Source organism: Microlunatus flavus (genome assembly GCF_900110855.1).
GTDB lineage: Bacteria > Actinomycetota > Actinomycetes > Propionibacteriales > Propionibacteriaceae > Microlunatus > Microlunatus flavus.
Genome location: NZ_FOFA01000003.1, coordinates 43,038 through 69,782 on the forward strand (window position 1 = coordinate 43,038; position 26,745 = coordinate 69,782).

Genomic DNA, 26,745 nt, shown 5'->3' on the forward strand with positions numbered 1-26,745 from the left:
GCGAGCAGGAGCCGACGCATGTCGGCCACCCGCACCCTGGCCCCCGGCTCGGTCGCCCCGGCGACCGGGCCGGCCCCGGCCGCCCGGCGTCGCAGCGGGAGCCGGCGCCTCGAGGAGCTCAGCAAGGTGCTCTTCGTCGTGCCGGCCGCGCTGGCCATCGTCGCCCTCTTCGGCTACCCGGTCGTCAAGAACGTCACGATGAGCTTCCAGGACTACGGGCTCAAGACGTTCTTCACCGGGGAGGCCCCGTTCGTCGGGCTCGACAACTACGTGACGGTGGTGAGCGATGCCGTCTTCAGCAAGGCGGTCGTCAACACCGCGCTGTTCACGCTGGGCTCGATCGCCGGGCAGTTCGTCCTCGGCATGCTGCTCGCGCTGTTCTTCCACCGGAGCTTCCCGCTCAGCGGGGTGCTGCGCGCGCTGTTCCTGCTGCCGTGGCTGCTGCCGCTGATCGTCGGCAGCGCCGCCTGGCGGGCGATCATGGAGCAGGACAGCGGCATCCTCAACCTGACCCTGGAGCGCCTGGGCGTCGTCGACACCCCGGTGCCGTGGCTCACCTCGCCGAACGTCGCGCTGCTCGCGGTCGTCCTGGTCAACATCTGGCTGGGCATCCCGTTCAACCTGACGCTGCTCTACAGCGGCCTGCAGGACATCCCCGACGAGCTGTACGAGGCGGGGGCGCTCGACGGGGCCACTGGGTGGCGGGCCTTCTGGCAGATCACCTGGCCCAACCTGCGCCCGGTGGTGAGCGTCGTGCTGATGCTCGGGGTGATCTACACCCTCAAGGTCCTCGACATCATCCTCGGGCTCACCCAGGGCGGGCCGGCGAACGCCACCCAGACCATCGCGATCCAGTCCTACCAGCGCTCCTTCGTCGAGTTCACGTTCGGCGAGGGCGCGGCCCTGAGCAACATCCTGATCGTCATCTCGCTGGTCTTCGCCGTGATCTACCTGCGGGCCAACCGGCGTCAGGTCGACGAGTGAGCACCCGGGAGAGGGAGGCAGCCGTGCCCACCACGACGACGAGCACCGCCGAGACGTCCGCCCGGGAGACGACCGCCCGACCCCGGACCAGGGCGTCCCGGCGCCGCGCCCGCGGGCCGGTCCGGACGGCCATCGCGATCGTCCTGCTCGCCCTGCTGCTCTTCCCGGTCTACTGGATGCTGAACATCTCGCTGCAGCCCAGCGGCAACGCGCTGTCCGGGACGTTCTTCCCCGCCCACCCGAGCCTCGACGGCTACCGCTCCGCGGTGGCCGACCAGGGCGGCCACCTGCTGATCAGCCTGCTGGTCGCGTCCGGGACCGTCGTGGTGACGCTGGTCGTCGCGGCCCCCTGCGCGTACGCCCTGGCGCAGTTCCGGTTCCGCTGGATCAGCTGGGCGCTGCTCGCCATCCTGATCTCGCAGATGATCCCGGGCATCGTCATCGCCAACGCGCTCTACACCGCGTACGAGCGGCTCGGGCTGCTCGACTCGGTCCCGGGCCTGATCATCGCCAACTCGGCGAACGCCATCCCGTTCGGCATCCTGATCATGCGCTCCTTCATGCTCGGGGTGCCGCCGTCGATCGTCGAGGCCGCCCGCGTCGACGGGGCCGGCCTGGTGCGGGCGTTCCTGTCGATCGTCGTCCCGATCAGCCGGAACTCGCTGATCACCGTCGGGCTGTTCGCCTTCCTCTTCGCCTGGAGCGACTTCGTCTTCGCGCTCACCCTGACGACGAAGGGACAGGTCGTGCCCGTCACCCTGGGCATCTACACCTACCTGGGCGCGCACATCGCCAACTGGAGCGCGGTGATGGCCACCGCCGTGCTCGCCTCGATCCCGGCGATCGTCCTGCTCGTCGTCGCCCAGCGCTACATCGCCGCCGGCGCCACCGGCGGTGCGGTCAAGTGAGCACCGCGCCCTCCCCAGCACCCTCGTCCGCAGCACCCTCCTCGAGAGAGACACCCATGCCGTCCAGCAGCACCGCCCAGCCCCTCCGCGTCGTCGTCTGGGGGGAGAACCGTCACGAGCAGGTCGAGCCGCACGTCGCCGCGATCTACCCCGACGGCATGCACACCACCATCGCGGAGGGGATCCGCGAGAACCTCGGCGACGGCGCCACCGTCACCACCGTCACCCTCGACGACCCCGAGCACGGCCTGACCGAGGAGCGCCTGGCGGCCACCGACGTCCTCGTCTGGTGGGGCCACGCGGCCCACGCCGAGGTCGCCGACGAGGTCGTCGACCGCGTGCACCGCCACGTGCTGTCGGGCATGGGCCTGCTGGTGCTGCACTCCGGGCACTGGTCCAAGATCTTCGGCAAGCTCATGGGCACCACCTGCACGCTGCGCTGGCGCAGCGAGCAGGACCGCGAGCTCGTCTGGACCGTCGACGCCACCCACCCGATCACCCAGGGCGTGCCGAACCCGATCGTCATCGACGCCCAGGAGATGTACGGCGAGACGTTCGACATCCCGGCACCCGACGAGCTGGTCTTCATCAGCTCGTTCAGCGGCGGGGAGGTGTTCCGCAGCGGCTGCACGTTCCGCCGCGGGCACGGCAAGATCTTCTTCTTCTCCCCGGGCGACCAGGACTTCCCCGTCTACCACCACAAGGACGTCCGCCGCGTGATCGCGAACGGCGTCGGCTGGGCGGCGAGCGACTTCCCGCGGGCGCTGCCGACGCTGCTGCGCTACGAGACCGGCGACTTCTTCAACGGCCGCGGCTACCAGGGCGCGATCGCCGATCCGGAGCCGCAGGAGGCGTCGGCCCCGGAGGCGGCGGACCAGACGCCGGAGCCCGCGCGTGCCTGAGCCCCTGCGCCTGGTCCAGGTCGGCGCCGGCGGCATGGGCCGCACCTGGTTGCGCACGATCGCCGCCGACCCCGACGTGCGCCTGGTCGGGCTGGTCGACCTCGACGCGGACGCGGCCCGCCGCGCGGCGGACGAGGAGGGCCACCCCGGGGTCGCCGTGGCGACGTCGCTCGAGGGGCTCGCCACCCGCGACCAGGCCGAGGCGCTCGTCAACGTCACCGTCCCGGTCGCCCACCACGCGGTGACCACGGGCGCGCTGCGCGCCGGCCTGCCGGTGCTCAGCGAGAAGCCGCTGGCCGAGACGGTCGCGGAGGGCCTGTCGATGGTCGCCGCCGCCGAGGTCGCCGACCGGCTGGTGATGGTGTCGCAGTCGCGGCGCTACTGGCGGAACCTGTCGGCGTTCCGCGCCCAGGTCGCCCGGCTGGGGGAGCTCGGGTCGGTCTCCTGCGAGTTCTTCAAGGCCCCGCACTTCGGCGGGTTCCGCGAGGAGATGGCCCACCCGCTGCTCGTGGACATGGCCATCCACCAGTTCGACCTGGCTCGCGACCTGGTCGGGGCCGAGCCGGTGTCGGTCTACTGCGAGAGCTTCAACCCGCCGTGGAGCTGGTTCGGCGGCGACGCCGCCGCGGACGTGGTCTTCGCGTTCGAGGGCGGGGTGCGGTTCTCCTTCACGGGCAGCTGGTGCTCGCCCGGCCTCGAGACCTCCTGGAACGGCCGCTGGCGGGTGAGCGGCGCCGGCGGCACCGCGGTCTGGGACGGCGACGGCGTGCCGGTCGCCGAGGACGCCGACGGCGCCGCGCTGCCGGCCGTCGTGCCCGACGAGCCCGAGCAGATCGCGGGGTCGCTGGCGGAGTTCGTGCGCGTGCTGCGCGACGGCGGGGTGCCCTCGGGCGAGGTGCACGCCAACGTCCTCAGCCTCGCGATGGTCGAGGCGGCGACGACCTCGGCCGCCGCCGGGCGGCGGGTGAGCATCGCCGAGGTGCTCAAGGCGGCGTACGCGCAGGCGATCGAGGCCGAGGCCGACGACGCCGTCCGTGACCGGCTGCGTTCCTGGACCTCGGTGCACGAGGCCGTCGGGCAACGTTCCGTCGAGGTCTAGCCTCGGTCGTCCTCGTCCGGCTGCTGCGGGCGCAGCTGGGTGAGGACGGCCTCGTGCAGCAGCCCGTTCGTCGCGTACGCGCCGGCGCCGAGCGGGCCCGGCCGGCCGTCGAGGTCGGTGAAGGAGCCGCCGGCCTCGGTGACGACGATCGAGCAGGCGGCCATGTCGTAGAGCTCGAGCTCGGGCTCGCAGGCGATGTCGACGGCGCCCTCGGCGAGCAGGACGTAGGACCAGAAGTCCCCGTAGGCCCGGGTGCGCCAGCAGCTGCGCATGAGGTCGACGAACTCCTGGCCCTGCCCGGCGTCGACCCACTCGCCGATCTCGGCGTAGCTCAGCGACGCGTCCTCGACGCGCGCGACCTGCGACACGTGGCACTCGGTGGGCGACATCAGCGACTTGCCGGCGTACGCGCCGCCGCCGAGGCTCGCCCACCAGCGGCGGCCGAGCGCCGGCGCGCTGACCACGCCGACGGCGACCTCGTCGTTGATCATCAGCGCGATGAGCGTGGCCCAGACGGGGACGCCGCGCACGAAGTTCTTGGTGCCGTCGATCGGGTCGACCACCCAGCGCCGCGGGCCCCAGCCGGTGTCGGCCATCTCCTCGCCGTGCACCGCGTCGCGCGGGCGGGCCCGCGAGAGCGTGCGCCGCACCGACTCCTCGACCGCGGTGTCGGCGTCGGTCACCGGCGTCAGGTCGGGCTTGGCGTCGATCTTGAGGTCGAGGGCGCGGAAGCGGCTCATGGTGATCGAGTCGGCGTCGTCGGCGAGCAGGTGCGCGAGGCGCAGGTCGTCGGTCAGGCCGCGCAGCAGCGGGTCGTCGGCGCGCGTGGCCGGTCGGGCAGGCATGGCCCGAACGCTACTGGCCGGAGCCGAGCATCCGTCGGAACGACTCCAACCGCGCCGGGGCGAGCTCGCCGCGCTCGACGGCGAGGTCGAGCGCGCACTCCGGCGCGCCCGTCTCGTGGCTGCAGCCGCGCGGGCAGCCGGCGGTGATCTCCTCCAGGTCGCCGAAGGCGGCCACGATGTTCTCCCGCGTGACGTGGCTCAGGCCGAAGGACCGCACGCCCGGGGTGTCGATCACCCAGCTGCGTTCCGCGTCGGCGGGGGCGTCCGCGGGGTAGGGCGGCAGCTCGAGCACGACCGCCGACGTGGACGTCTGGCGCCCGCGCCCGGTGACGTCGTTGACGACCCCGGTGGTGCGGCCGGCGCCAGGGATGAGGGCGTTGACCAGCGTCGACTTCCCGACGCCCGAGTGCCCGACGAACACCGTCCGGTGGCCGGCGAGCCAGGACCGCAGCGCGTCGAGGTCGGCGCCGGGCTGCGTGGTGAGCACCGGGACCCCGAGCGGGGTGTACGCCGCCTCGAGCTCGGCGGGGGAGGCCAGGTCGGCCTTGGTGAGCAGCAGCAGCGGCTCGATGTGCGCGTCGAAGGCGGCGACCATGATCCGGTCGATCATCCCGACCCGGGGCGGCGGGTCGGCGAGGGCGGTGACGATGACCAGCTGGTCGGCGTTCGCGACGATGGCCCGCTCGTACGGGTCGTCGTCGTCGGCGGTCCGGCGCAGCACGGTGTCACGCGGGAGCACCTCGACGATCCGGGCGAGCGTGCCCTCCTCGCCGGAGACGTCGCCGTGCAGCCGCACCCGGTCGCCGACGATCACGCCCATCCGGCCGAGCTGGCGCGCCTTGGCGGCGCTCACCTCGCGCCCCTCGTCGTCGCCGGTCAGCACGACCCGGTAGCGGCCGCGGTCGATGGTGCGGACCAGTCCGACGGGGTCGTCGGAGTAGTCGGGCCGGTCCTTGGTGCGGGGACGGGTGCGGCGTGGCCGGTCGAAGCCGGCGTGGTCGTCGAACGACACCCCGGAGCCACCGCCGCGTGGGCTCACGGGCGGCTGCGGCTCTCGTCGGAGGACACGGGCAGCAGCCCGTCGAGCACGCTCGGCGGGTCGTCCACCTCGGGGTCCACGTCCTCCTCGGTCGCGAGCTCCTCGTCGACCTCCGTCACCGAGTCGGCCAGCATCTGCTGCCAGGCCTCGACGAAGGTCGGCATGGTCTTGCTCGTGCAGGCGACGTCGTCGAGCACGACGTCGGGCACGACCAGCCCGAGGACCGCACCCGCCTGCGCCATCCGGTGGTCGGCGTAGGTGTGGAACTCGCCCCCGGCGAGCAGCCGCGGGTGGATCGTCAGCCCGTCGTGGGTCTCGTGGACGCGTGCGCCCATGGCCTCGAGCTCGGTGCGCAGGGCGGCGAGGCGGTCGGTCTCGTGGCCGCGCACGTGCGCGACCCCGCTGATCCGGCTCGTGTCGCGGGCCAGCGCGGCGAGCGCGGCGACGACGGGCGTGAGCTCGCTGGCCCCGCCGAGGTCGAGGTCGGTGCCGAGCAGCTGGTCGGTCCCGCGCACGGTGAGGCCGTCCTCGCCGAGCTCCACCTCGGCGCCGAACACCGCGAGGATGTCGCGGAGCTGGTCGCCGGGCTGCAGCGTCCCGGTCGGCCAGTGCGGCACCGTGACCGCGCCGCCGGTGACGGCGGCCGCGGCCAGGAAGGGCGCGGCGTTGGAGAGGTCGGGCTCGACGGCCACGTCGCGCGCGGCGATGGGTCCCTCGGCCACGACCCAGCGGTCGGCGCGGCTGTCGTCGACGTCGACGCCGCGCTCGCGGAGCATGGCGACGGTCATGGCGATGTGGGGGAGCGAGGGGACCTGGCCGCCCTCGTGCACCACCTCGAGGCCGCCGCGCAGCCGCGCACCGACGAGCAGCAGCGCGCTCACGAACTGCGACGACGAGGACGCGTCGATGCTGACGCGGCCGCCGGCCTGGTTCTGCGCCGGCGTGACGGTGAAGGGCAGCGCGTCGGCAGCGCGCGTGGTGGTGACGTCCGCGCCGAGGTCGCGCAGGGCGCCGAGCAGCGGCGCCATCGGGCGGGCGTACGCCTGCTCGTCGCCGTCGAAGGAGACCGGGCCGTCGGCGAGCAGCGCGAGCGGGGGCACGAAGCGCATGACGGTGCCGGCGAGCCCGCAGGCGACGCTGCCGCCGCCGACGAACGACGCGGGCGGGGTCACGTGCCACCCGTCCGGCCGCTCGTCGATCGTCGCCCCGAGGGCGCGCAGCGCGTCCCGCATGAGCGCGGTGTCGCGGGCGTCGAGACCGTTGACGATGCTCGAGGGACCGTCGGCCAGCACGGCGAGGACCAGCGCGCGGTTGGTCTCGGACTTGGAGCCCGGGACGACGACGGTGGCGGTGACCGGCACCGGGGCCTGCGGGGCGGGCCAGGGCTGCGGCTCCGCGGGGCGGGTCTGGTCGGGCTGCGTCACGTCGGGCTCTGGCACCCCGCGAGTCTAGTGAGGACGCCCCCCGCCGTGACGCAGCGGACCGCCCGCCCCCGGGTGGGGGCGGGCGGTCCGAGGTGCTGGGTCGCGCCGGGCTCGTGCCGAGCCGAGCGGGTGCGCCGGGCCGGTACGGCTCAGTTCTCGCCGAGCTTGATGTTCTTGCCGACCTTGGAGGCGCGCTTCGAGAGCTTCTTGTTGCGCTTCTTGGCGTCCTTGCGGGCCTGCTTGGCGGCCTCCTCGGCCGACTTGCGGGCCTCGGCGGCGCGCTGAGCGGCCACCTTCTGCGCCTCCTTGGCCTGCACGGCCAGACGCGCGCCGGTCTCCTTGGCCTGCTTGACCGCCGCGGCGCGGGCGACCTTGCCCTGCTCGACAGCGACCTTCTGCGCGCTCTTGAACTGCTTGCGCGCCTTCTTGCGCGTGCCGCGGGTCTTGAGCGCCGCCGCACCGAGCAGCGCGGCGCCGCCGGCCACGGCCGCCTCGGCCAGGTCGGAGGTCTTCTCGACGACGTCGCCGGCCACGTCGCTCACCGCGTCGCCGACCACGCTCGCCTGCTTGGCCAGCTTGTCGCCGGTCCCGCTGTGGGTGATCTTCTTGGTGGCCTTGCTGGTGCTCTTGGCGAGGGCCTGGCCACCGGCCTGGGCGCGCCAGGCGATGCCCGGGCGGCCCTCGGTGTCGCGGGAGGCGAGCAGCACGCCGCCGAGCAGGCTCACGTTCTTGGCGAAGTGGCTGCGCGAGGCGGCCTTCTCCTCGCCGGTCTGGTCCCAGAAGGGGTACTTGGCCAGGGTGCTGGGGATGATCGAGCCGGCGAGCAGCAGGGCGCCGACGCGGCGGCCGCGCCCGGTGGCCAGCGCGAGGCCGCCGATGATCTGCACCGCGCCGTTGATCCGGACCAGCGTGGTCGGGTCCTCGGGCACGAAGCCCGCCACCTCGTTGGGTGCGTACTGCTTGACCACCGGGACGATCTTCTCGGCCAGCGGCTGGGCCAGCGGGGCGAGGGGCGCCGGGTTGCGGACCGCCTTGACCCCCGAGGAGATGAAGTAGGAGGCCAGCATCGTGCGGTAGGCCGCGCGTAACAACGTCATGCCCCATTCTTACCGGCTGGCCCGGCGTCTGTCGCCCCGGGCAGGGCCGCGCCGGTACCGTCACCAGGGTGTGCGGACGCTACGCGGTCTCGGCCCGTCCCGAGCGGCTGGCCGACCAGTTCGACGTCGTCGACATCTTCGACGGGCTGCCCGAGCCGGACTACAACGTCGCCCCGACGGTGGCGGTGCCGGCGGTGCTCGAGCGCGCCGTCCGTGACGGCGCGGACGCCGGGCAGGTGCGGCGCCGGCTCGCCCCGCTGACGTGGGGCCTGGTCCCGTCGTGGGCCAAGGACCGCTCGATCGGCGCCCGGCTGATCAACGCCCGGGTCGAGACGGTCGCGGAGAAGCCGGCCTTCCGCAAGGCCTTCGCCGCCCGCCGCTGCCTGCTCCCGGCCGACGGGTTCTACGAGTGGTACACCCCCGACGGCCACTCGGCCGACGGCCCGCGGGGCAAGGGGCGCGCCAAGAAGCAGCCGTTCTTCCTGCACCGCCGCGACGGCGGCCTGCTGGTGATGGCCGGGCTGTACGAGATCTGGCGCGACCCGGCCAAGGACCGCGACGACGAGACCGCCTGGCTGCGCACCTGCACGGTCATCACCACGGAGGCGACCGACGCCGCGGGCCACATCCACGACCGGATGCCGATGGTCGTGCGGCCCGACGCCGTCGACGCCTGGCTCGACCCGCACCTGACCGACCCCGACCGGGTGCTCGACCTGCTCGTCACCGACGCGGCCGAGCTCGAGGCGTACGCGGTCTCCACCGAGGTCAACAACGTGAGGAACAACGGTCCCGAGCTGCTCGAGCCGCTGGCCGAGGAGGACGAGGCCGCCGCGGGCGCGCCTGCGGCGGTCGCCGCCGACGGAGCCGTCGAGGGCCACGACGGCGCCGTCCAGGAACCGCTGGTCTGAGCGTGGCTCCTCGTCCGGCGCCCGTCCGCACGGCTGCTCGCCTTTCTCGAGGCTGCGCGCTTCGCGGAGCGCGCAGGCTCGAGAAGATCGAGCAGACGTCGTCGGGTGGGGGCGGAAGGTGCCCGTGAGCGACCGTGTGGTCGAGGTCAGCACCCCGCAGGGGCCGGGCCGCTTCCACGTGCGGGAGGCCCACGAGCCGGTGGCGCTGCTGGTGCTCGGCCACGGCGCCGGGGGCGGGGTCGACGCCCCGGACCTGGCGGCACTGGCCCGGCAGCTGCCGGACGAGGGGGTCACCGTGCTGCGCTTCGAGCAGCCCTGGCGGGTCGCCGGGCGCAAGGTCGCCGTGCGTCCGCCGCTGCTCGACGAGGCCTGGCTCGCCGGCCTCGGGGTGGTCCTGGCGGCGCTGGGCCCGGGGCTGCCGCTGGTCCTCGGCGGGCGCAGCGCCGGCGCCCGCGTCGCCTGCCGGACCGCGACGGCCCTGGACGCGGTCGGCGTGGTCGGCCTGAGCTTTCCCCTCCACCTCCCGGGACGGCCCGAGCGCTCCCGCCTCGACGAGCTGCTGGCCCCGGTCGTGCCTCGGCTGGTGCTGCAGGGCACGCGGGACACGTTCGGCTCGGCCGACGAGCTGCGCGTCGCGCTCGGCCCGGACGCGCCGGGTGTCCGGGTCGTCGACCTGCCCGGCGCCGACCACGGGGGCCGGGTGCCGAAGGCGGCGGTGCCGACGGCGTCGGAACTGCGGGGCCGGGTCGTCGCGGAGATCGGTGCGTTCGTGCGCGAGCGGGCGGCCGACCGACCCCCGAGCCCCTGAGCCTCGAGCCCCTGAGCCGGGGCGGAATACCTCTTCGCCGTCGGCGTTGCACTCGACATGCCGATGTTCGTGACCCCGCTCCCGCGGGACGCCGCACGGGCCGAGGCGCCGCCGGTACTCTCGTACGTGATGAGCATCCCTGCGACGCCCGCGTCAGCCCCGTCCTCCAGCGAGCTCGACAGTCAGGCCGACGCGCTGCTGGCCACCGTCGAGCAGCCGCCGGTCGACCTGGCCACGGAGACCCAGGCCGAGCGCGACGCGCGGTTCGAGCACGACGCGCTGCAGTATCTCGACCAGCTCTACGCCGCCGCGCTGCGCATGACGCGCAACCCGAGCGACGCGGAGGACGTGGTGCAGGAGACGTTCGCCAAGGCGTACTCGTCCTTCCACCAGTTCACGCCGGGCACGAACCTCAAGGCGTGGCTGTACCGGATCCTCACGAACACCTACATCAACACCTACCGGAAGAAGCAGCGCCAGCCGCAGCTCTCGGACGGGGAGAACGTCGAGGACTGGCAGATCGCCCGTGCGGCCTCGCACACCTCGAGCGGGCTCAAGTCCGCCGAGACCGAGGCGCTGGAGAACCTGCCGGACTCCGACGTCAAGGACGCGCTGGGCCAGCTGAGCCCGGACTTCCGCCTGGCGGTGTTCCTCGCCGACGTCGAGGGCTTCGCCTACAAGGAGATCGCCGAGATCATGGGCACCCCGATCGGGACCGTGATGTCGCGCCTCAACCGTGGGCGCACGCAGCTGCGGCGCCTGCTGTCCGACTACGCGCGCGAGCGCGGCATGCGGGTGAAGGAGGACACGCGAGCATGAGCACCGACGCCAGCCGCGAGACGGCTCCCGGGGGCGCGGCCGACGAGGTCGACGCCAAGCCGACCGACGCGCAGTGCGAGCACGTGCTCGCGCGGGTCCACGAGTTCCTCGACCACGAGGTCGACACGGCGACCGGCGACGAGATCAGGGCCCACCTGACCGAGTGCGAGCCGTGCCTCGACCGCTACGACGTCGAGCAGGCGGTGAAGTCGCTGGTGAAGCGCTGCTGCGGCGGCGACAGGGCTCCGGCGCACCTCCGTGTCAGCATCATGAGCTCGATCTCGGTGACCCGCCGGTCCCTCTGAGGACGCCCGGCCCGGGCACCGGGCCGTGAACGACGAAGGACCCCGCAGCGTGGTGCTGCGGGGTCCTTCTCGTCTCGAGCTCGCGCTCAGGCGTTGGGGCGCTTGCCGTGGTTGGCGCCCTTCTTGCGACGCGCGCGACGCTTGCGGCCGGTCTTGCCCATGGTGATCACTCCTTGCTACGACGACCCTGCCCCGGCTCGCGCCGGGCACGGCCACCAAGTCTCCCACATCCGCCGATGAGTCCGGGCCGTCCGCCAGGTCTGGGTGGGGTGACGGCAGGCGGACGAGAGGTGGGGCGGGTGCGGGACGTGGTGGCGTACGAGCTGGTGTCGGTGGACGGCGTCGCGGAGGGGCCGGACCGGTTCTTCGCGGGCTGGGACGCGGTGATGGACGCCAACCTCGCCCGGGTGATCGTCACCCAGGACGCGGTGGTCCTCGGCCGGCGCAGCCACGACGACTGGGCGGGCTACTGGCCCACGAGCGACGTCGAGCCGTTCGCGACGTCCATCAACGAGGTCCCCAAGCACGTGGCGACGAGCCGGCCGCTGGACGCCACGTGGTCGGGCGCGAGCGCGATCGAGGGTGATCTGGTCGCCTTCGTCCGTGACCTCAAGCAGCGTTCCGGCGGCGACGTCGGCGTGCACGCCAGCCTGTCGGTGGTGCAGGCGCTGCTCGCCGCCGGGCTCGTGGACGAGCTCCGCCTGGTCGTGGCCCCGGCCGTCGCCGGCAGCGGGCGCCGGCTCCTCGACGGCGTGCCGCCCCTGGCGCTCGAGACCGTCCGGAGCACGACCTCCCCGACCGGTGCGCTGCTGGTCGACTACCGCGTCCTCGGGTAGCCGACCGGCAGCCCGCGCGTCAGTGGATGGGGCGGTGGGCGTCGACGACCGACTCCACCTTGGGGTCGCCGAGGTCGGCGAAGTAGTCGGACTGAACCGTGATGTCGGTGCCGTTGCTGACCCGGGCCGCGTTGAGCAGGGCGCTCAGCACGACCGCGACGACGACGTTCAGCGCCAGCGCGGTCAGGCCGATGTAGCCGACGTCGCCCAGCAGCGGGACCTTCGCCAGGGAGTTGCCGAACGGGCGCGTGGTGCACGCCGTGCAGCCCCCGTACGCGACGACGGTGCCGTAGATCATCCCGACCGCCCAGCCGGCGAGCAGCGCCCAGCGGTGGAACCAGCGGGTGAACAGCCCGAACACGATGGCCGGCAGCGTCTGCAGGATCCACAGCCCGCCCAGCAGCTGGAAGTTCAGCGCGTTCTGCTTGTCGAGCGTCAGCACGAACAGCAGGGCCCCGACCTTGGTCACCAGCGAGACGATCTTGGAGACCTTGGCCTCCTGGGCGTCGGACGCGTCCGGCTTCAGGTAGGCCTTGTAGATGTTGCGCGTGAAGAGGTTGGCGGCGGCGATCGACATGATCGCGGCGGGCACCAGCGCACCGATCGCGATGGCGCCGAAGGCCACACCCGCGAACCAGCCCGGGAACTGGTCCTCGAACAGCTGTGGGATGACCAGCTGCGGGTTGACCTTGCCGTCGAGCCCGATCGGCTTGGTGCCCGCCTTGATCGCCACGTAGCCGAGCAGGGCCAGCAGGCCGAGCAGGAGCGAGTAGGCCGGCAGGATCGCGGCGTTGCGGCGGCCGGTGGTCCGGGTCTTCGACGAGAGCGTCGCGGTCACCGAGTGCGGGTACATGAACAGCGCCAGCGCCGAGCCCAGGGCGAGCGAGGCGTACGCCCAGTGCTGGGCCGCGCCCGGGATGAAGACGCCGGTCGGCACCGCCGGGTTGGCCGCCGAGGGCGCAGCCATCTTCGTCTGCGCGGCGTCGAAGATGCTGCCCCAGCCGCCGAGCTTGGCGGGCAGGTAGACCACCGCGACGATGATCACGATGTAGATCAGGATGTCCTTGACGAACGCGATCATCGCCGGCGCGCGCAGGCCCGAGGAGTAGGTGTACGCGGCCAGCACGGCGAAGGCGATCAGCAGCGGCAGGTCGCGGGCGAGCAGGCTGCTGCCGCCCAGGCCGACGACCTCGAGCACGGCCTGGATGCCGACCAGCTGCAGGGCGATGTAGGGCATCGTCGCGAGGATGCCCGTGACGGCGACCGCGAGGCTCAGCGAGCGGGTGCCGTAGCGGCCCTGGACGATGTCGGCGGTCGTGACGTAGCCGTGCCGGTGCGCGACGGACCACATGCGGCCCAGGAAGTAGAAGATCACCGGGTAGAGCACGATCGTGTACGGCACGGCGAAGAAGCCGGACACCGCGCCGGTGGCCCACATGGCCGCCGGGACCGCGATGAAGGTGTAGGCGGTGTAGAGGTCGCCGCCCAGCAGGAACCACGTCGTCCAGGTGCCGAAGCTCTTGCCGCCGAGGCCCCACTCGTGCAGGGACGCCATGTCGTCGGCCCGGCGCCAGCGCGCGGCCTGGAAGCCGATCACGGTGACGGCGAGGAAGAGGACGACGAGGACGACCAGGGCGGCCACGTTGATGTTCATCGGGCGTCTCCGGAGGTCGTCGAGCGGTGCTGGCGCTCGAAGGTGGCGCGCTCCCGCTTCAGCAGCACGTAGGAAAGCCCGCACAGGCCGGCCGCGATGAAGACCCACAGCAGCTGGTACCAGTAGAAGAACGGGAACCCGAGGAACCTCGGCTCGACCCGCGCGTAGGTGCCGACCAGCAGCGGCACGACGATGCCGATCAGGAGCAGGACCGCGACCACGATCTTGGTCGGGCTCAGCCGCCAGCGCGGGTCCGACCCGCCCGTGCGGGCGCGGTCGTGCGGTTGTTGCGTCATGCGGGGCTCCTCTGCCACCTCGGCGTGACCGACCGGACCGGACGGTGCCCGGTCTGGTCCACAGAAGTACGCCCGCACGGTCGGCCCGGTCAAGCACCTCGGGCGGCGTGCCGGGCACGCGTACGCCCGAGGGGTGAGGAAAGTTCCCGGGGCGGCACCGGGCCCGGTCACCGCCGCTCGCACGGCGGCCGGCGTCGGGTCTCCCGGCTAGAGTGCGCGCATGCCGTCGATGTCGGAGATCGTCGCCGAGCACACCGACCTCGACGACGCCGAGCAGCGCTGGCTCAAGCTGCTCGTCTCGGAGTGGCAGCTGCTCGCCGACCTCAGCTTCTCCGACCTGGTGCTCTGGGTCCCCGACCACGACCCGAACGTCTTCTGGGCGGCGGCCCAGGTGCGTCCCACGACCGGCGCGACGTCCCTCTTCGACGACGTCGTCGGCGACCTCATCGCGTACTCCCCGGAGCACCTGGTCTCCGACGCCTTCGTCAGCGGCGGCACGACCTCGACCAGCGACGGCAAGCTGATGGCCGGCATGCCGGTCGACACCCACGCGATCCCGGTCAAGCTGGGGGAGCGGGTCATCGCGGTCGTGGAGCAGCACACGAGCGTGCTCGGGGTCCGCGCCCCGAGCGTCCTGGAGCAGGCCTACCTCGACACCGGCGCCCAGCTCGCGCGGATGGTGTCGACGGGCACCTTCCCGACCCCCGGCGAGACGAACCTGGCCATGAACCCGCGCGTGGGCGACGGGTTCATCAAGATCGACGCGCAGGGCGACGTCGAGTACGCCAGCCCGAACGCGCTCAGCGCGTACCGGCGCCTCGGCCTGATCGGCGACCTCGTCGACGAGCACCTGCCGACGCTCACCGCGACGTTCTTCCCGGCGTCCGACGGCCCGGTCGACTACTCCGTGGAGTCCGTCCTGTCGGGGCGGGCCGCCCGGCGCGGCGAGCTCGTCTCGGGCGACGCCCACCTGATGCTGCGCGTGATCCCGCTCGTCGAGGACGGCGAGCGGGTCGGGGCGATCGTGCTGTGCCGCGACGTCAGCGACCTGCGCAGCAAGGAGCGCCAGCTCGTCACCAAGGACGCGACGATCCGCGAGATCCACCACCGGGTCAAGAACAACCTGCAGACCGTGGCGGCGCTGCTGCGCATGCAGGCGCGGCGGATGACGTCGGACGAGGCCCGGGTCGCCCTGGAGGACGCGACGTCGCGCGTCTCGGCGATCGCCATCGTGCACGAGACGCTCTCGCAGGCCTTCGACGAGATCGTCGACTTCGACAAGGTCGCCGACGGGCTGCTGCGCATGGTGGGCGACGTGTCCGCCAGCTGGGGCGGGGTGACGGCACGCCGGGAGGGCAGCTTCGGCGCCGTGTCGGCCGACATGGCCACGAGCCTGGCGATGGTCGTCACCGAGCTCTGCCAGAACGCCGTCGAGCACGGCCTGGCCGACTCCTCCGGCGAGGTGCGCGTCGTGCCGAGCACCGCCCACGGGCACCTGCGGGTCGAGATCATCGACGACGGCCGCGGCCTGCCGCCCGACTTCGACGCCCGCAAGTCGCGCAGCCTCGGGCTGCAGATCGTCAGCACCCTCATCGCGGAGATGAAGGGCACCTTCGAGCTCGGCAACCGCGCCGACGGCCCGGGCACCCTCGCGGTCGTCGACATCCCGCGCTGACCCGCGCCGTCCCCCGCCCCGGGTGATTCCACGTGGGCCGCGGCTGCTAGGAAGGCCCCCCGGCCGCGCCCCCCGCAGCCGCTGCTCGCAGCGCGAGCACCGCACCACAGCCCAAAGGAGGGCTCATGGTTCGACCTCCCCTGCTCCGGTCGTCGGTGGTCGGCGTCGCCGCGCTGGCCGCGGCGCTCACCACCGCGCTGACCGGCGCGACGACCACGGCCGTCGCCGCTCCGGCCGCGCCCAACGCCCCAGCCGCGCCCGCTGTGCCTGCCAGCCAGGCCGTCTCGCAGGTCGGCGCGAAGAAGGCGTCCGGCAAGGTCCAGGAACCCGGCGTCACGGTCAGCCTGTGGGAGTGGAGCTGGCGCTCCATCGCCTCGGAGTGCCCGCGGCTCGCGACGATCGGCTACGACGGCGTGCAGGTCGCGCCGCCGCAGGACTCGGTCAAGCGCACCGCCAAGGGCAACGGCTCCGACGCCTACCTGCACCCGTGGTGGGAGGTCTACCAGGCGGTCGACTACTCGCTGACCAGCCGCATGGGCGACGAGCAGCAGTTCCGCGACATGGTCTCCGCCTGCCGCAAGGTGGGCGTCAAGGTCTACGTCGACGCCGTCATCAACCACACGACGGGTCAGGGGAGCACCTCGTACGGCGGCGTGGACTACACGCCGTACACCTACGCCAAGGCCGGCTACGTCCCCGACGACTTCCACTACAACGTCGGCGCGTGCCCCTCCACCGACGGCGGCGTCCAGGACTACAACAGCAAGACCCAGGTCTGGAACTGCAACCTCGTCGGGCTCGAGGACCTGCGCACGGAGACCCCGAAGGTGCAGGGCACGCTCGCCGCCTATCTCAACAAGCTGATCCGCTACGGCGTCTCCGGCTTCCGCGTGGACGCGGGCAAGCACGTCCCGCAGGCCGACCTGGACGCCATCTACGCCCAGCTGACCAAGACCAAGGACGGCGTCCGCCCCTACTGGGTGCTGGAGATCGGCCCGGGCAGCCCGGGCGTCCTCAGCCCGCAGGCGTACACGTCCTCCGGTGACGTCCTCGGCCTCGACGGCGTGCAGCAGATCTTCAAGGCGTTCAAGAGCTACCAGGGCAGCGGCAACGTGGGCGACATCTCCGGACTCGCGACCTTCGGGGCGGGCTCGGGACTCACGAGGTCGAGCAAGACCCTCTCCTTCGTGACCAACCACGACACCAACCACGACCCGGCCAACGCGCTGACCTACAAGGACGGCGCGCAGTACCAGCTCGCCACCGAGTGGCTGCTCGCCGACGGGTACGGCTCGCCCCAGGTGTTCTCGAGCTTCGCCTTCGGCGCCGACACCAACCAGGGCCCGCCGGCGGACGCCGAGGGGATCATCGACCGCGCGAGCTGCGCGAACGGTCGCTGGACCTGCGACCACGCCCGCCCCGAGATCGCCGGGATGGTGAAGTTCCACCAGTACGTCGGCACGGCGAGGAAGAAGCACGTCTACGACGACGAGCTGAACGTGCTCGCCTTCGGCCGCGGCAGCAAGGGCTGGGCGGCGTTCAACAACAGCACGGGTGACCGGCGGATCGTCGTCAAGACGGGGCTGAAGGAGGGGCGCTACTGCGACCTCGTCACGGGGCGCAAGGTCGACGGTTCCTGCTCCGGCGTGACCGTCGAGGTCCGCGAGGGTGGCCGGGTGAACCTGACCGTGCCGCCGCGGCGCGCCGTGGCGATCACCAGGCAGACGCGCCTCAAGGTCTAAGGCCGGCGCCCGCGAGCCCCGGGCGCACCACGGAGACCGCACCCGTCCTGGGTCCGGTCGCCCGTGGTGCGTCCGCCGCCGGGGTGGCGGGCGAACAGATCACGACAACTCAAAAAGAAGAACGCCGGGGAGCAGCTCCCCGGCGTCCGTCGCTGGAGCAGCGGTGTGCTCCTCAGGCATGGCGGCTCAGGCGGTGCGGATCCTGGCTCGCGCGGCGCGGCGCTTGAGAGCGCGACGCTCGTCCTCGCTCAGGCCGCCCCACACACCGTGGTCCTGGCCCGCTTCGAGTGCCCACTGGAGGCAGGCGTCCCGCACGTCGCAGCGACGGCAGACCTGCTTGGCCTCCTCGATCTGGAGAAGAGCCGGGCCCGTGTTCCCGATCGGGAAGAACAGCTCCGGGTCCTCGTCCAGGCAGGCGGCCTTGTGGCGCCAATCCATGGCTTGCACTCTCCTCACTTGTCTCCACCGGTCCCCGAGGGGGACCCGGTGCACGCACGGAACCACCACGACCTACACTGGCCTTTTCCGTCGGGTGCAAGCCTTTCAACTAACGCCGACCTGCACAAGGGGACCTGGCGTAGGTTCGCTCACATTTCGGACTTGTTACGGCCCACTTTCCTGCTGGTCTGGTGATCGACGCGTCCTCGTGACCTTCTGAGCACCGTCCTGACGTTGTCGAGGTTGTCACTCTTCGGGCCCGCGTCACGGTGGGCGACCGCCACGATGGCCCGGTCGTACGGTTCCGCCAGCCCCCGCGCGTGCGCGCCTAGAGTGATCGTGTGCCCGAGCTCGAGAACCGTGCGCGTCCGACCCAGCTGACGCTGGCCGCGGCGCTGGTCGCCCTCGAGGGCCTGGTGGCGCTGGGCTTCGGCGTCCTGGAGATCGGGCAGGTGCGGCTGTTCCGCGCCGTGGTCGGCGTCGGCGTCGCGCTGCTGATGATCGGCTTCGCGGTGCTCCTGCTCGCGGCCGCCCGCGCGTTGCTCCGGGTGCGGCGCTGGGCCCGCGCCCCCGTCGTCGTCGTGCAGCTGATCTTGCTCGGCGTGGGCTGGAGCTTTCGCGCCGCCCCCACCACCGCGGTCGCCGTCGTCATGATCGTCGGCGCGCTGGCGACGCTCGTGGCGATCTTTCACCCCCGCTCCACGCGGGCCCTGGTGGAGGACGGCGCGACGCCGCTGGCGTGATCACCGGCGGTGATCACCGGTCGTGATCACCGCGGCTCGGCGGGCGTCTCCTCCGGGGCTCCCTCACCGAGGGCCAGCTCGAGCAGCGCCACGTCGTGCCAGCGCCCGGCCTTCCAGCCGACCGCGTGCAGCACCCCGGCCGGGGTGAAGCCGAGCGCCTCGTGCAGCGCGAGGCTGGCCGGGTTCGGCAGCGTCGTGCCGGCGACGGCGGTGCGGTAGCCCCGCTGGACCAGGCGGGCCAGCAGCGCTTGGTAGAGGGCGCGGCCCACGCCCCGGCCGTGCGCGCCCGCGGCGACGTAGACGCTCACCTCGGCCGTCCACCGGTAGGCGGGTCGGGACCGGTAGGGGCCGGCGTACGCGTATCCGAGCAGCACGCCGTCGTCCTCGGCCACCAGCCACGCGTGCGACGCCTGCGCGGCCTCGATCCGCCCCGCCATCGCCGCCGGGTCCGGGGGCTCGGTCTCGAACGAGACCGCCGTGCCGAGCACGTACGGGGCGTAGACCTCGGCGCACCCTGCGGCGTCGCGCACCGTGGCCGGGCGGACGTGCAGGCTCACGACACCCGGCGCGCGCCCGCCGACGGGCGCCCCACGAACCAGGCCGGCTCGCCGTACCCGGCGTCGGCGAACGCGGCGGCCACGGCCTGGCCGACCGCGTCGGAGCCGCCCTCGGGGACCAGGGCGATGATGCAGCCGCCGAACCCGCCGCCCGTCATCCGCGCGCCGTGGGCGCCCGCGGCGCGAGCCGTCTCGACGGCCAGGTCCACGGTGGGCACGGTGATCTCGAAGTCGTCGCGCATCGAGGCGTGGGACGCGTCGAGCAGCGGGGCGAGATCGGCGGGGCGCCCGTCGTCGGCTATCGCGACCGCCTCCAGGACGCGCGCGTCCTCGGTGACGACGTGACGGACCCGGCGGCGCATGACGTCGTCCGGCAGCTGGGCCAGGGCGTCGTCCAGGTGGTCGAGCGTGATGTCGCGCAGCGCGGGGACGCCCAGGATCCGCGCTGCCTCCTCGCAGGCGCGCCGACGGTCGCCGTACTCACCGGTGACGTGCGAGTGCGGTGTCCTGGTGTCGAGCACGAGCAGCTCGAGCCCGGCGGCGCCGAGGTCGAGGGGCACCTGGCGGTTCTCGGCGCTGCGGCAGTCCAGGAACAGCGCGTGGTCGGCCTCGCACAGCGTCGACGCCGCCTGGTCGAGCAGGCCCGTCGGGGCGCCGACGTACTCGTTCTCGCAGCGCCGGGCGAGCCGGGCGCGGTCGAGCGGGGCGACGTCGAGCCCGGAGAGCTCGACGAGGGCGGTGAGGACCGCGCACTCCAGCGCGGCGGAGGAGGACAGGCCGGCGCCGGCCGGCACGTCGGAGCCGAGCACCAGGTCGGCCCCGCGCACGTGGTGCCCGGCCTCGGTCAGGGCCCAGACCACGCCCGCCACGTACGCGGCCCAGCCGTCGACGCGGCCCGGCTCGAGGTCGGCGGGGCCGAAGGTCTCCGTCTGCCGGCGGTTCAGCGACCGGACCCGCCAGGTCCCGTCCTCCCGTGGCGCGGCGGCCAGGACGACCCACTGGGCCAGCGCGAAGGGCAGCACGAAGCCGTCATTGTAGTCGGTGTGCTCGCCGATGAGGTTGACCCGGCCGGGCGCCGCCCACACGCCTTCGGGCTCGCGGCCCGTCATCCGCCGGAACGTCTCGCTCACCGCCTCCGGCGTCGCCACCTCAGCCGTGCCTGCCCCGTCGCTCCCACGCGTCCCGACCACCCCGGCAGCCTAGTGGGCGCCTTCCTAGAGTGGGCTCGTGGAGCATCGCAGCCTCGGACGTACCGGAATGATGGTCAGCCCCCTCTGCCTGGGGGCGATGATGTTCGGCCCCTGGGGGGAGCCGGACCACGCGGAGAGCACGCGGATCATCCACCGCGCCCTCGACGCGGGCATCAACTTCATCGACACCGCCGACGTCTACTCCGCCGGGGAGTCGGAGGTCATCGTCGGGGAGGCGCTGGCCGGCGGCCGTCGCGACGACGTCGTCCTGGCCACCAAGTTCCACGGGCAGATGGACGCCGGACCCGACGGCTCCGGCGACGTGAACCACAAGGGCAACTCACGGCGCTGGATCGTCCGGGAGGTCGAGAACAGCCTGCGCCGGCTGCAGACCGACTGGATCGACCTCTACCAGGTGCACCGGCCCGAGACCGAGGCCTCGCTGGAGGAGACGCTGTCGGCGCTGACCGACCTGCAGCGCCAGGGCAAGATCCGGGCGTTCGGCTCCTCGACCTTCCCGGCGCACCTCACCGTCGAGGCGCAGTGGGTGGCCGAGCGGCGGGGGCTGGGCCGCTTCGTCACCGAGCAGCCGCCGTACTCGATCCTCGTCCGCGGCATCGAGGCCGACCTGCTGCCCGTCGCCGAGCAGTTCGGGATGGGCGTCATCCCGTGGAGCCCGCTGGCCGGCGGCTGGCTGAGCGGGCGCTTCCGCAAGGGCCAGGACATCGGCGAGACCAACCGGGCCAAGCGGGTGCCGGCGCGCTACGACCTCTCGCTGCCGGGCAACCAGGCCAAGCTCGACGCGGCCGACGCGCTGGCGCAGCTCGCCGACGAGGCCGGGCTGAGCCTCGTGCACCTGGCGGTCGCCTTCGTGCTGGCGCACCCCGCGGTGACGGCGCCGATCATCGGGCCGCGGACCATGGAGCAGCTCGAGACGCAGCTGGGGGCCGCCGACGTGGTGCTCACCAGCGACGTGCTCGACCGCATCGACGAGATCGTCCCGCCCGGCGTCACCCTGTCGCGGGCCGACCTCGGCTACGTCCCGCCGGCGCTCGCCGACCCGTTCCTGCGTCGGCGGCGCACCGCCTGACCGACCCTGGCGGGTCCCGGCCGCTCGTCCTAGGCTCCGCCCATGGGCAGGTCGCGAGCCGGGCGGGTGGCGGACGTGCACGCGCTGGCGCAGGCGATGCCGCACGTCGCCGAGGTCTCCGGGGGCCGGGGCAACGCGGTGTACCAGGTGGGCGGCAAGAGCTTCGTGTTCTTCCGCACCGCGCGCCCGGACGCGTACGACCCCGTGACCGGCGAGCGCTACGACGACGTCATCGTCATCTGGGTGCCCGACGAGCAGGACAAGCAGGCGCTCGTCGAGGACCCGGCCAACCCGTTCTTCACCACCCCGCACTTCGACGGGCACCCGTCGGTGCTCGTCCGCGGCAGCCGGGTCGGCGAGCTGACGCTCGCCCAGCTGCGGGAGGTGGTGGAGGACGCCTGGTGCTCGCGCGCCTCGAAGCGGCGGGTGGAGACCTGGCTCGCCGCCCAGGGGCGGGTGTCCGCGTGAGCGTCGAGGTCCGCGTCCCGCGGGCCGACGAGGCGGAGGCGGTGGCCCGCTGCCAGCTCGACTGCTGGCGCGACGCGTACGCCGGGCTCGTCGACCCGGCCCGGCTCGGACCGTCGCTCGACGACGTGGCCGCGAACGTCGAGCGCTGGCACGCGATCCTCGCTGGTCCCGCCCGCGTACGCGTCGCGGTGGAGGACGGTCGGCTCGTGGGCTTCGCGACCGTGCGCCCCGGGGCGGACGGTGCGCCCGACCACCTCGCCGCGCTCTACACGCGGCGCGCGCACTGGAGCACCGGCCTGGGGCAGCGGCTCCTCGACGCCGTCCTCGGTGGCGCGCCGGCCACGCTGCGGGTGTTCCGGGACAACGAGCGAGCGGTGCGCTTCTACGCCCGCAACGGCTTCGTCCCCGACGGCTACGAGGGCGAGGAGCCCCACTGGGGCGGCGTGGAGATCGGCATGGTGAGGACCGGCCGCTCGGCCCACCCTCGCTGAGGCCCCGCCGGGCGGTCCCGCGACCTCAGGTTCTTCACGTTCACGGGAAACTCCGGTACTCCACCCAGCAGATCTGGCGTGGGAGGTGTCGGTGTCTCACGTGAACGTGAGAACCAGGGGCTGAGGACGGGCGCGGGGGCGGGCTCGCGGTACGGGAGGAGGGTCAGTCGTCCTCGTCGTCGAGGCGGGCGAGCCAGGTGGCGAGGCGTTCGACGGGGACCTCGAACTCGGGGTTGAGGTCGACGAAGGCCTGGAGCTGCTCGGCGAGCCAGGCCAGGGTGACCTCGTCGTCGCCCCGGCGGGAGCTCAGCTCCTCGATGCCGCGGTCGGTGAAGTACACGGTGTGCTCCGGCTCGGGTCGGTGGTGCGGATCCTGCCGGGATGTCGCGGCAGGATCCGCACCGGCGTGCGTCACGGGTCAGGCGAAGGCCTTGTCCAGCAGCTCGCGCTGCTGGGCCTCGCTCACCTTGGCCGACCCGACCGACGGCGCGGACGAGGCGGGCCGGGTGACCGAGTGCAGCTCCCACGTCGTGTCGGGCGCGGCCTCGCGCAGGGCAGCCGGCAGGTTGAGCGCCATGAACGGCCAGGCGCCCTGGTTGCACGGCTCGTCCTGCACCCACGTCACCGACGACACCTGCGAGAAGGTCCGCAGCTGCTCGGCGATCTCCTGGGCGGGCAGCGGGTAGAGCCGCTCGACCGGGACGATCGCGACGCGGCCCTCCAGGCCGGCCTGCTTGCGCCGGTTGACCAGGTCCCAGCGGACCTTGCCGGAGCACAGCAGCACCTTCTCGACGCGGCCCGGGTCGGTGATCGACGGGTCGGCGAGCACCGGCTGCCAGGAGCCCGAGGTGAAGTCCTCGGGCATGGAGGTCGCCAGCTTGTTGCGCAGCATCGACTTCGGCGTCGCGATGATCACCGGGCGGTGCCGCTCGTTGAGCGCGTGGCGGCGCAGCAGGTGGAAGTGGCTCGCCGGCGTCGAGGGCTGCGCCACGACGAACGCATCCTCCGCGGCCAGCGTCAGGAACCGCTCGATGCGCGCCGAGCTGTGGTCCGGCCCCTGGCCCTCGTAGCCGTGGGGGAGCAGCAGCACGACGCCCGACTTCTGCGTCCACTTCGCCTCGCCCGAGGCGATGTACTCGTCGATGATCGTCTGCGCGCCGTTGGCGAAGTCGCCGAACTGCGCCTCCCACAGCACCAGGGCGTCGGGCCGGGCCACGGAGTAGCCGTACTCGAAGCCCATCGCCGCGTACTCGCTGAGGAGGGAGTCGAAGACGTGGAACTTGCCCTGGTCGTCGTCGAGGTGCTTCAGCGGCACCCACGACTCGCCGGTCTGCCGGTCGACCACCGCGGCGAAGCGCTGCACGAACGTCCCGCGCCGGGTGTCCTGGCCGGTGAGGCGGACCGTCCGGCCCTCCAGCAGCAGCGAGCCGAGCGCGAGGATCTCGCCGGTGGCCCAGTCGATCGGGCCCTGGGCGATCGCGGTGGCGCGCCGCTGGAGCTGCGGCATCACCTTGGGGTGCACCGTGAAGCCCTCGGGGAACGTCGTGTGCGCGTCCGCGATCTTCTTCATGTCCTCGAGCGTGATCGCCGAGCTGCCCTGCGTGGCCTGCGGGCTCTTGCTCGGGTACGCCGGGACCGACCGGCTGACCGCGTCGCGCGGCGGCAGCTCGGGGTCGCGCACCTCGCGGAACACGCTCTCGAGCCGCTCCTGGAAGCGGGTCAGCACGCCCTCGGCGTCCTCGACGGAGATGTCGCCGCGGCCGATGAGCGCCTCGGTGTAGAGCTTGCGCGTCGAGCGCTTCTTCTCGATGAGGTCGTACATCTTCGGCTGCGTGAAGCTCGGGTCGTCGCCCTCGTTGTGCCCGCGGCGGCGGTAGCAGATGAGGTCGATGACGACGTCCTTGTTGAACTCCTGACGGAACTCGAAGGCCAGCCGCGCCACCCGGATGCAGGCCTCGGGGTCGTCGCCGTTCACGTGGAAGATCGGCGCCGCGACCATCCGCGCCACGTCGGTGCAGTAGACGCTGGAGCGCGACTCGGTCGGCGAGGTGGTGAAGCCGACCTGGTTGTTGACGATGATGTGGACCGTGCCGCCGGTGCGGTAGCCCCGCAGCTGGGACAGGTTCAGCGTCTCCGCCACCACGCCCTGGCCGGCGAACGCCGCGTCGCCGTGCATGAGCACGGGCAGCACGGGGAACTCGGCGCCGCGGTCGAGGAGGTCCTGCTTGGCCCGGGTGATGCCCTCGAGGACCGGGTTCACGGCCTCGAGGTGGCTCGGGTTGGCGGCGACGGAGGTCTTGATCGTCGCGCCGCTGAGCGCGGTGAACTCGCCCTCCGAGCCCAGGTGGTACTTCACGTCGCCCGAGCCCTGCACGGTGCGCGGGTCGATGTTGCCCTCGAACTCGCGGAAGATCTGCGCGTACGACTTGCCCACCACGTTGGCCAGCACGTTCAGCCGGCCGCGGTGCGGCATGCCGATGCAGACCTCCTCCAGGCCGGCGTCGGCCGCCAGCTCGCACACCTCGTCGAGCAGCGCGATCGCGGACTCGCCGCCCTCCAGGCTGAAGCGCTTCTGCCCGACGAACTTCGTCTGCAGGAAGGTCTCGAAGACCTCGGCCTCGTTGAGCTTGTCGAGGATGCGCAGGTGCTGCTCGCGCGGCAGCGACTCGTGCGGGCGCTCCACGCGGTCCTGGATCCAGCGCCGCTGCACCGGGTCGGAGATGTGCATGTACTCGATGCCGGTGGTGCGGCAGTAGGAGTCGCGCAGGATCCCGAGGATCTTGCGCATCTTCATCAGGCCCTGGCCGCCGGCGAAGGCGCCGGTCGCGAACTCGCGGTCGAGGTCCCACAGCGTCAGCCCGTGGCTCTGCACGTCGAGGTCGTGGTGGCGGCGCTGGCGGTACTCCAGCGGGTCGGTGTCGGCCATCAGGTGGCCGCGGACCCGGTAGGCGTTGATCATCTCCATGATCCGCGCCTGCTTGGGGATCTCGTCCTCGTGGGCGGTGCTGACGTCCTGCGCCCAGCGGATCGGCTCGTACGGGATGCGCAGGGCCGCGAAGACGTCGTCGTAGAAGCCGTCCTCGCCCAGCAGCAGCGCGTGCAGGCGGCGCAGGTACTCGCCCGACTGCGCGCCCTGGATGACGCGGTGGTCGTAGGTCGAGGTGAGCGTGAGGATCTTGCTGACCCCGGAGTCGGCGAGCCGGTCGGGGTTGGAGCCCTGGAACTCGGGCGGGTAGTCCATCGACCCGACGCCGATGATCGTGCCCTGGCCCTCGACCAGGCGCGGCACCGAGTGGTTGGTGCCGATCGTGCCCGGGTTGGTCAGCGTGATCGTGGTGCCGGCGAAGTCGGTGACCGCCAGCGTGCCCTTGCGCGCCTTGCCGACCATCGTCTCGTACGCCGCCCAGAACTGCGCGAAGTCGAGGTTCTCGCAGCTCTTGATGCTCGGCACCAGCAGCTGGCGGGTGCCGTCGGGCTTGGGAAGGTCGATGGCCAGGCCGAGGTTGATGTGCGCCGGCTGCACCATCGTCGGCTTGCCGTCGCGCACCTCGTAGCTGTTGTTCATGGCCGGGACGCTCTTGAGCGCCTGGACCATCGCGTAGCCGATGAGGTGGGTGAAGGAGACCTTGCCGCCGCGCGAGCGACGCAGGTGGTTGTTGATGACGATGCGCTGGTCGATGAGCAGCTTGACCGGCAGCGACCGGACGCTGGTCGCGGTCGGGATGGACAGCGACGCGTCCATGTTCTTGGCGGTGCGGGCCGGGGCGCCGCGCAGCGTGGTGCGCGTCGGCTCCTCGTTGCCCACCTCGGGCCGGTCGGACGGGTTCGGCGGGTCGGCGGGCACGGCGCCGCGGGCGCCGGGGCGGCCCTCCTTGGCCTGCGTGGCCGTCTCGACCGTGGGCTGCCGGCGTCCGGTCGGGGTGTCGGCCGTGCTGGAGGTCCCGGGGGAGCGCGGCGGGTCGGGCGTCACCTCGGCCCGCGGGGCGGGCCGGCCGGTCGCCGGATCGTTCGACGGGACGCCGGCGCCGGAGCTGGCGCTCGGGCTGGCCGCCGCGTCGCGGGCGGGCTGCCCCGCGCCGCCGTCCTGACCGGCCTTCGCGCCGTTCGTCCCGCTGGAACCGTTCGTGCGGGCCGGCGTCGCGGCGGTCGTGGGCTGCGTCGAGCCGTTCGAGCCGTTCGAGCCGGTCGCGGGCTTCGGCTGCTGCTGGGCGGCGGGCTGGTCGCCGGCCGGCGCGCCGTGCGCGGCGAAGTACTCGGCCCAGCTCGGGTCCACCGACGAGGGGTCGGCGCTGAAGCGCTCGTACATCTCCTCCAGCAGCCAGTCGTTGGCCCCGAAGTCGTTCTCGACGCCCTCGCCCGTCCCGCTCGTCGCGGATGTCCCTGGCGCGATGGCCACTGTCGCCTTCTTCCCGTCGCTCGTCACC

General features: G+C 72.8%; 27 protein-coding genes. 15 read left to right on the top strand and 12 right to left on the bottom strand.

What is annotated here, in order from left to right:
* Positions 1-18 precede the first annotated feature (18 nt).
* Genes BMY04_RS07940 through BMY04_RS07955 form a run of 4 tightly spaced genes read left to right on the top strand, consistent with a single transcriptional unit; the run spans position 19 to position 3,893 of the window.
* Positions 19-984 (top strand): carbohydrate ABC transporter permease, encoded by a 966-nt coding sequence (locus BMY04_RS07940; RefSeq protein WP_091178644.1) that lies wholly within the window; start codon positions 19-21, stop codon positions 982-984.
* A gap of 23 nt (positions 985-1,007) precedes the next feature.
* On the top strand, positions 1,008-1,892 hold the full coding sequence (locus BMY04_RS07945) for a carbohydrate ABC transporter permease (RefSeq protein ID WP_232506186.1): 885 nt from the start codon (positions 1,008-1,010) through the stop codon (positions 1,890-1,892).
* Positions 1,893-1,948: 56 nt separating this feature from the next.
* Positions 1,949-2,794, top strand: coding sequence for a ThuA domain-containing protein (locus BMY04_RS07950; RefSeq protein ID WP_091178646.1), 846 nt, complete (start codon positions 1,949-1,951; stop codon positions 2,792-2,794).
* Positions 2,787-3,893, top strand: coding sequence for a Gfo/Idh/MocA family protein (locus BMY04_RS07955; protein ID WP_198410016.1), 1,107 nt, complete (start codon positions 2,787-2,789; stop codon positions 3,891-3,893). Before BMY04_RS07950 ends, BMY04_RS07955 begins: the two co-directional genes overlap by 8 nt.
* Here the strand turns inward: BMY04_RS07955 and BMY04_RS07960 are convergent.
* The 4 genes from BMY04_RS07960 to BMY04_RS07975 all read right to left on the bottom strand — a co-directional run bounded on the left by BMY04_RS07960 (position 3,890) and on the right by BMY04_RS07975 (position 8,298).
* Positions 3,890-4,738: an inositol monophosphatase family protein gene (locus tag BMY04_RS07960; protein WP_170854052.1), complete on the bottom strand. Its 849-nt coding sequence runs from the start codon at positions 4,736-4,738 to the stop codon at positions 3,890-3,892. The genes BMY04_RS07955 and BMY04_RS07960 overlap by 4 nt on opposite strands.
* A 10-nt stretch (positions 4,739-4,748) precedes the next feature.
* Positions 4,749-5,777, bottom strand: a complete 1,029-nt coding sequence (rsgA, locus tag BMY04_RS07965) for a ribosome small subunit-dependent GTPase A (RefSeq protein WP_091178648.1) — start codon at positions 5,775-5,777, stop codon at positions 4,749-4,751.
* Positions 5,774-7,216: a 3-phosphoshikimate 1-carboxyvinyltransferase gene (gene aroA, locus BMY04_RS07970; RefSeq protein WP_232506187.1), complete on the bottom strand. Its 1,443-nt coding sequence runs from the start codon at positions 7,214-7,216 to the stop codon at positions 5,774-5,776. The genes rsgA and aroA overlap by 4 nt, the downstream gene beginning before the upstream one ends.
* A gap of 134 nt (positions 7,217-7,350) precedes the next feature.
* The gene (locus BMY04_RS07975) at positions 7,351-8,298 is read right to left on the bottom strand and encodes a DoxX family protein (RefSeq protein WP_091178653.1); all 948 of its coding nucleotides are present in this window, start codon (positions 8,296-8,298) and stop codon (positions 7,351-7,353) included.
* A gap of 68 nt (positions 8,299-8,366) precedes the next feature.
* On the opposite strand from BMY04_RS07975, the gene BMY04_RS07980 reads away from it, so the two are divergent.
* The 4 genes from BMY04_RS07980 (at position 8,367) to rsrA (ending at position 11,141) form a co-directional block, all read left to right on the top strand.
* Positions 8,367-9,209 carry an SOS response-associated peptidase gene (locus tag BMY04_RS07980; RefSeq protein WP_091178654.1) on the top strand — a complete coding sequence of 281 codons (843 nt, stop codon included), beginning with the start codon at positions 8,367-8,369 and terminating at the stop codon, positions 9,207-9,209.
* A gap of 124 nt (positions 9,210-9,333) precedes the next feature.
* Positions 9,334-10,017 carry an alpha/beta hydrolase family protein gene (locus BMY04_RS07985; protein ID WP_232506188.1) on the top strand — a complete coding sequence of 228 codons (684 nt, stop codon included), beginning with the start codon at positions 9,334-9,336 and terminating at the stop codon, positions 10,015-10,017.
* Positions 10,018-10,146: 129 nt separating this feature from the next.
* Positions 10,147-10,836 carry a sigma-70 family RNA polymerase sigma factor gene (locus BMY04_RS07990; RefSeq protein WP_091179593.1) on the top strand — a complete coding sequence of 230 codons (690 nt, stop codon included), beginning with the start codon at positions 10,147-10,149 and terminating at the stop codon, positions 10,834-10,836.
* Entirely contained in the window at positions 10,833-11,141 is a 309-nt protein-coding gene (gene rsrA / locus BMY04_RS07995) for a mycothiol system anti-sigma-R factor (RefSeq protein WP_091178659.1), read from the top strand. The genes BMY04_RS07990 and rsrA overlap by 4 nt, the downstream gene beginning before the upstream one ends.
* A gap of 86 nt (positions 11,142-11,227) precedes the next feature.
* Here rsrA and BMY04_RS23680 read toward each other — a convergent pair whose 3' ends face one another.
* Entirely contained in the window at positions 11,228-11,302 is a 75-nt protein-coding gene (locus BMY04_RS23680; protein ID WP_369797015.1) for a 50S ribosomal protein bL37, read from the bottom strand.
* A 138-nt stretch (positions 11,303-11,440) separates the two neighbouring features.
* On the opposite strand from BMY04_RS23680, the gene BMY04_RS08000 reads away from it, so the two are divergent.
* Positions 11,441-11,977 (top strand): dihydrofolate reductase family protein, encoded by a 537-nt coding sequence (locus BMY04_RS08000; RefSeq protein ID WP_091178661.1) that lies wholly within the window; start codon positions 11,441-11,443, stop codon positions 11,975-11,977.
* A gap of 19 nt (positions 11,978-11,996) precedes the next feature.
* On the opposite strand, the gene mctP is transcribed toward BMY04_RS08000, so the two are convergent.
* Together mctP and BMY04_RS08010 are read right to left on the bottom strand one after the other, a co-directional pair.
* Positions 11,997-13,631 (bottom strand): monocarboxylate uptake permease MctP, encoded by a 1,635-nt coding sequence (gene mctP, locus BMY04_RS08005; RefSeq protein ID WP_091178662.1) that lies wholly within the window; start codon positions 13,629-13,631, stop codon positions 11,997-11,999.
* Entirely contained in the window at positions 13,628-13,927 is a 300-nt protein-coding gene (locus tag BMY04_RS08010; RefSeq protein WP_091178663.1) for a DUF3311 domain-containing protein, read from the bottom strand. Before BMY04_RS08010 ends, mctP begins: the two co-directional genes overlap by 4 nt.
* Positions 13,928-14,147: 220 nt before the next feature.
* Here BMY04_RS08010 and BMY04_RS08015 point away from each other — a divergent pair, with 220 nt between their 5' ends.
* Positions 14,148-15,602, top strand: a complete 1,455-nt coding sequence (locus BMY04_RS08015) for a sensor histidine kinase (protein WP_091178665.1) — start codon at positions 14,148-14,150, stop codon at positions 15,600-15,602.
* Between the two features lie 125 nt (positions 15,603-15,727).
* Positions 15,728-17,344, top strand: a complete 1,617-nt coding sequence (locus BMY04_RS08020) for an alpha-amylase (protein WP_091178667.1) — start codon at positions 15,728-15,730, stop codon at positions 17,342-17,344.
* A gap of 186 nt (positions 17,345-17,530) precedes the next feature.
* Here the strand turns inward: BMY04_RS08020 and BMY04_RS08025 are convergent, their stop codons facing one another.
* Positions 17,531-17,782, bottom strand: coding sequence for a WhiB family transcriptional regulator (locus BMY04_RS08025; RefSeq protein ID WP_091074038.1), 252 nt, complete (start codon positions 17,780-17,782; stop codon positions 17,531-17,533).
* Between the two features lie 341 nt (positions 17,783-18,123).
* On the opposite strand from BMY04_RS08025, the gene BMY04_RS08030 reads away from it, so the two are divergent.
* Positions 18,124-18,525, top strand: coding sequence for a hypothetical protein (locus BMY04_RS08030; RefSeq protein ID WP_091178670.1), 402 nt, complete (start codon positions 18,124-18,126; stop codon positions 18,523-18,525).
* Between the two features lie 26 nt (positions 18,526-18,551).
* Here the strand turns inward: BMY04_RS08030 and BMY04_RS08035 are convergent, their stop codons facing one another.
* Together BMY04_RS08035 and galK are read right to left on the bottom strand one after the other, a co-directional pair.
* Positions 18,552-19,082: a GNAT family N-acetyltransferase gene (locus BMY04_RS08035; RefSeq protein WP_198410017.1), complete on the bottom strand. Its 531-nt coding sequence runs from the start codon at positions 19,080-19,082 to the stop codon at positions 18,552-18,554.
* The gene (gene galK, locus BMY04_RS08040) at positions 19,079-20,212 is read right to left on the bottom strand and encodes a galactokinase (protein WP_232506189.1); all 1,134 of its coding nucleotides are present in this window, start codon (positions 20,210-20,212) and stop codon (positions 19,079-19,081) included. Before galK ends, BMY04_RS08035 begins: the two co-directional genes overlap by 4 nt.
* A 97-nt stretch (positions 20,213-20,309) precedes the next feature.
* Here galK and BMY04_RS08045 point away from each other — a divergent pair, with 97 nt between their 5' ends.
* Genes BMY04_RS08045 through BMY04_RS08055 form a run of 3 tightly spaced genes read left to right on the top strand, consistent with a single transcriptional unit; the run spans position 20,310 to position 22,321 of the window.
* Positions 20,310-21,362 carry an aldo/keto reductase gene (locus tag BMY04_RS08045; protein WP_091178673.1) on the top strand — a complete coding sequence of 351 codons (1,053 nt, stop codon included), beginning with the start codon at positions 20,310-20,312 and terminating at the stop codon, positions 21,360-21,362.
* Positions 21,363-21,404: 42 nt separating this feature from the next.
* Positions 21,405-21,830: an MmcQ/YjbR family DNA-binding protein gene (locus BMY04_RS08050; protein WP_091178677.1), complete on the top strand. Its 426-nt coding sequence runs from the start codon at positions 21,405-21,407 to the stop codon at positions 21,828-21,830.
* Positions 21,827-22,321: a GNAT family N-acetyltransferase gene (locus BMY04_RS08055; protein WP_170854053.1), complete on the top strand. Its 495-nt coding sequence runs from the start codon at positions 21,827-21,829 to the stop codon at positions 22,319-22,321. Before BMY04_RS08050 ends, BMY04_RS08055 begins: the two co-directional genes overlap by 4 nt.
* 163 nt (positions 22,322-22,484) lie before the next feature.
* Here the strand turns inward: BMY04_RS08055 and BMY04_RS22700 are convergent, their stop codons facing one another.
* Positions 22,485-22,661, bottom strand: a complete 177-nt coding sequence (locus tag BMY04_RS22700; protein WP_091074034.1) for a DUF6104 family protein — start codon at positions 22,659-22,661, stop codon at positions 22,485-22,487.
* 78 nt (positions 22,662-22,739) lie between these two features.
* The gene (locus BMY04_RS08065; protein WP_232506190.1) at positions 22,740-26,717 is read right to left on the bottom strand and encodes a multifunctional oxoglutarate decarboxylase/oxoglutarate dehydrogenase thiamine pyrophosphate-binding subunit/dihydrolipoyllysine-residue succinyltransferase subunit; all 3,978 of its coding nucleotides are present in this window, start codon (positions 26,715-26,717) and stop codon (positions 22,740-22,742) included.
* Positions 26,718-26,745: the final 28 nt, after the last annotated feature.

Bases quoted from the DNA above. Each gene is read 5' to 3' on its own strand.
- BMY04_RS07990 (WP_091179593.1), top strand. From the start codon at position 10,147: ATGAGCATCCCTGCGACGCCCGCGTCAGCCCCGTCCTCCAGCGAGCTC.
- mctP (WP_091178662.1), bottom strand. From the start codon at position 13,631: ATGAACATCAACGTGGCCGCCCTGGTCGTCCTCGTCGTCCTCTTCCTC.
- BMY04_RS07960 (WP_170854052.1), bottom strand. From the start codon at position 4,738: ATGCCTGCCCGACCGGCCACGCGCGCCGACGACCCGCTGCTGCGCGGC.
- rsrA (WP_091178659.1), top strand. From the start codon at position 10,833: ATGAGCACCGACGCCAGCCGCGAGACGGCTCCCGGGGGCGCGGCCGAC.
- BMY04_RS08010 (WP_091178663.1), bottom strand. From the start codon at position 13,927: ATGACGCAACAACCGCACGACCGCGCCCGCACGGGCGGGTCGGACCCG.
- BMY04_RS08050 (WP_091178677.1), top strand. From the start codon at position 21,405: ATGGGCAGGTCGCGAGCCGGGCGGGTGGCGGACGTGCACGCGCTGGCG.
- BMY04_RS08020 (WP_091178667.1), top strand. From the start codon at position 15,728: ATGGTTCGACCTCCCCTGCTCCGGTCGTCGGTGGTCGGCGTCGCCGCG.
- BMY04_RS07940 (WP_091178644.1), top strand. From the start codon at position 19: ATGTCGGCCACCCGCACCCTGGCCCCCGGCTCGGTCGCCCCGGCGACC.
- BMY04_RS07950 (WP_091178646.1), top strand. From the start codon at position 1,949: ATGCCGTCCAGCAGCACCGCCCAGCCCCTCCGCGTCGTCGTCTGGGGG.
- BMY04_RS07975 (WP_091178653.1), bottom strand. From the start codon at position 8,298: ATGACGTTGTTACGCGCGGCCTACCGCACGATGCTGGCCTCCTACTTC.
- BMY04_RS08015 (WP_091178665.1), top strand. From the start codon at position 14,148: ATGCCGTCGATGTCGGAGATCGTCGCCGAGCACACCGACCTCGACGAC.
- BMY04_RS08025 (WP_091074038.1), bottom strand. From the start codon at position 17,782: ATGGATTGGCGCCACAAGGCCGCCTGCCTGGACGAGGACCCGGAGCTG.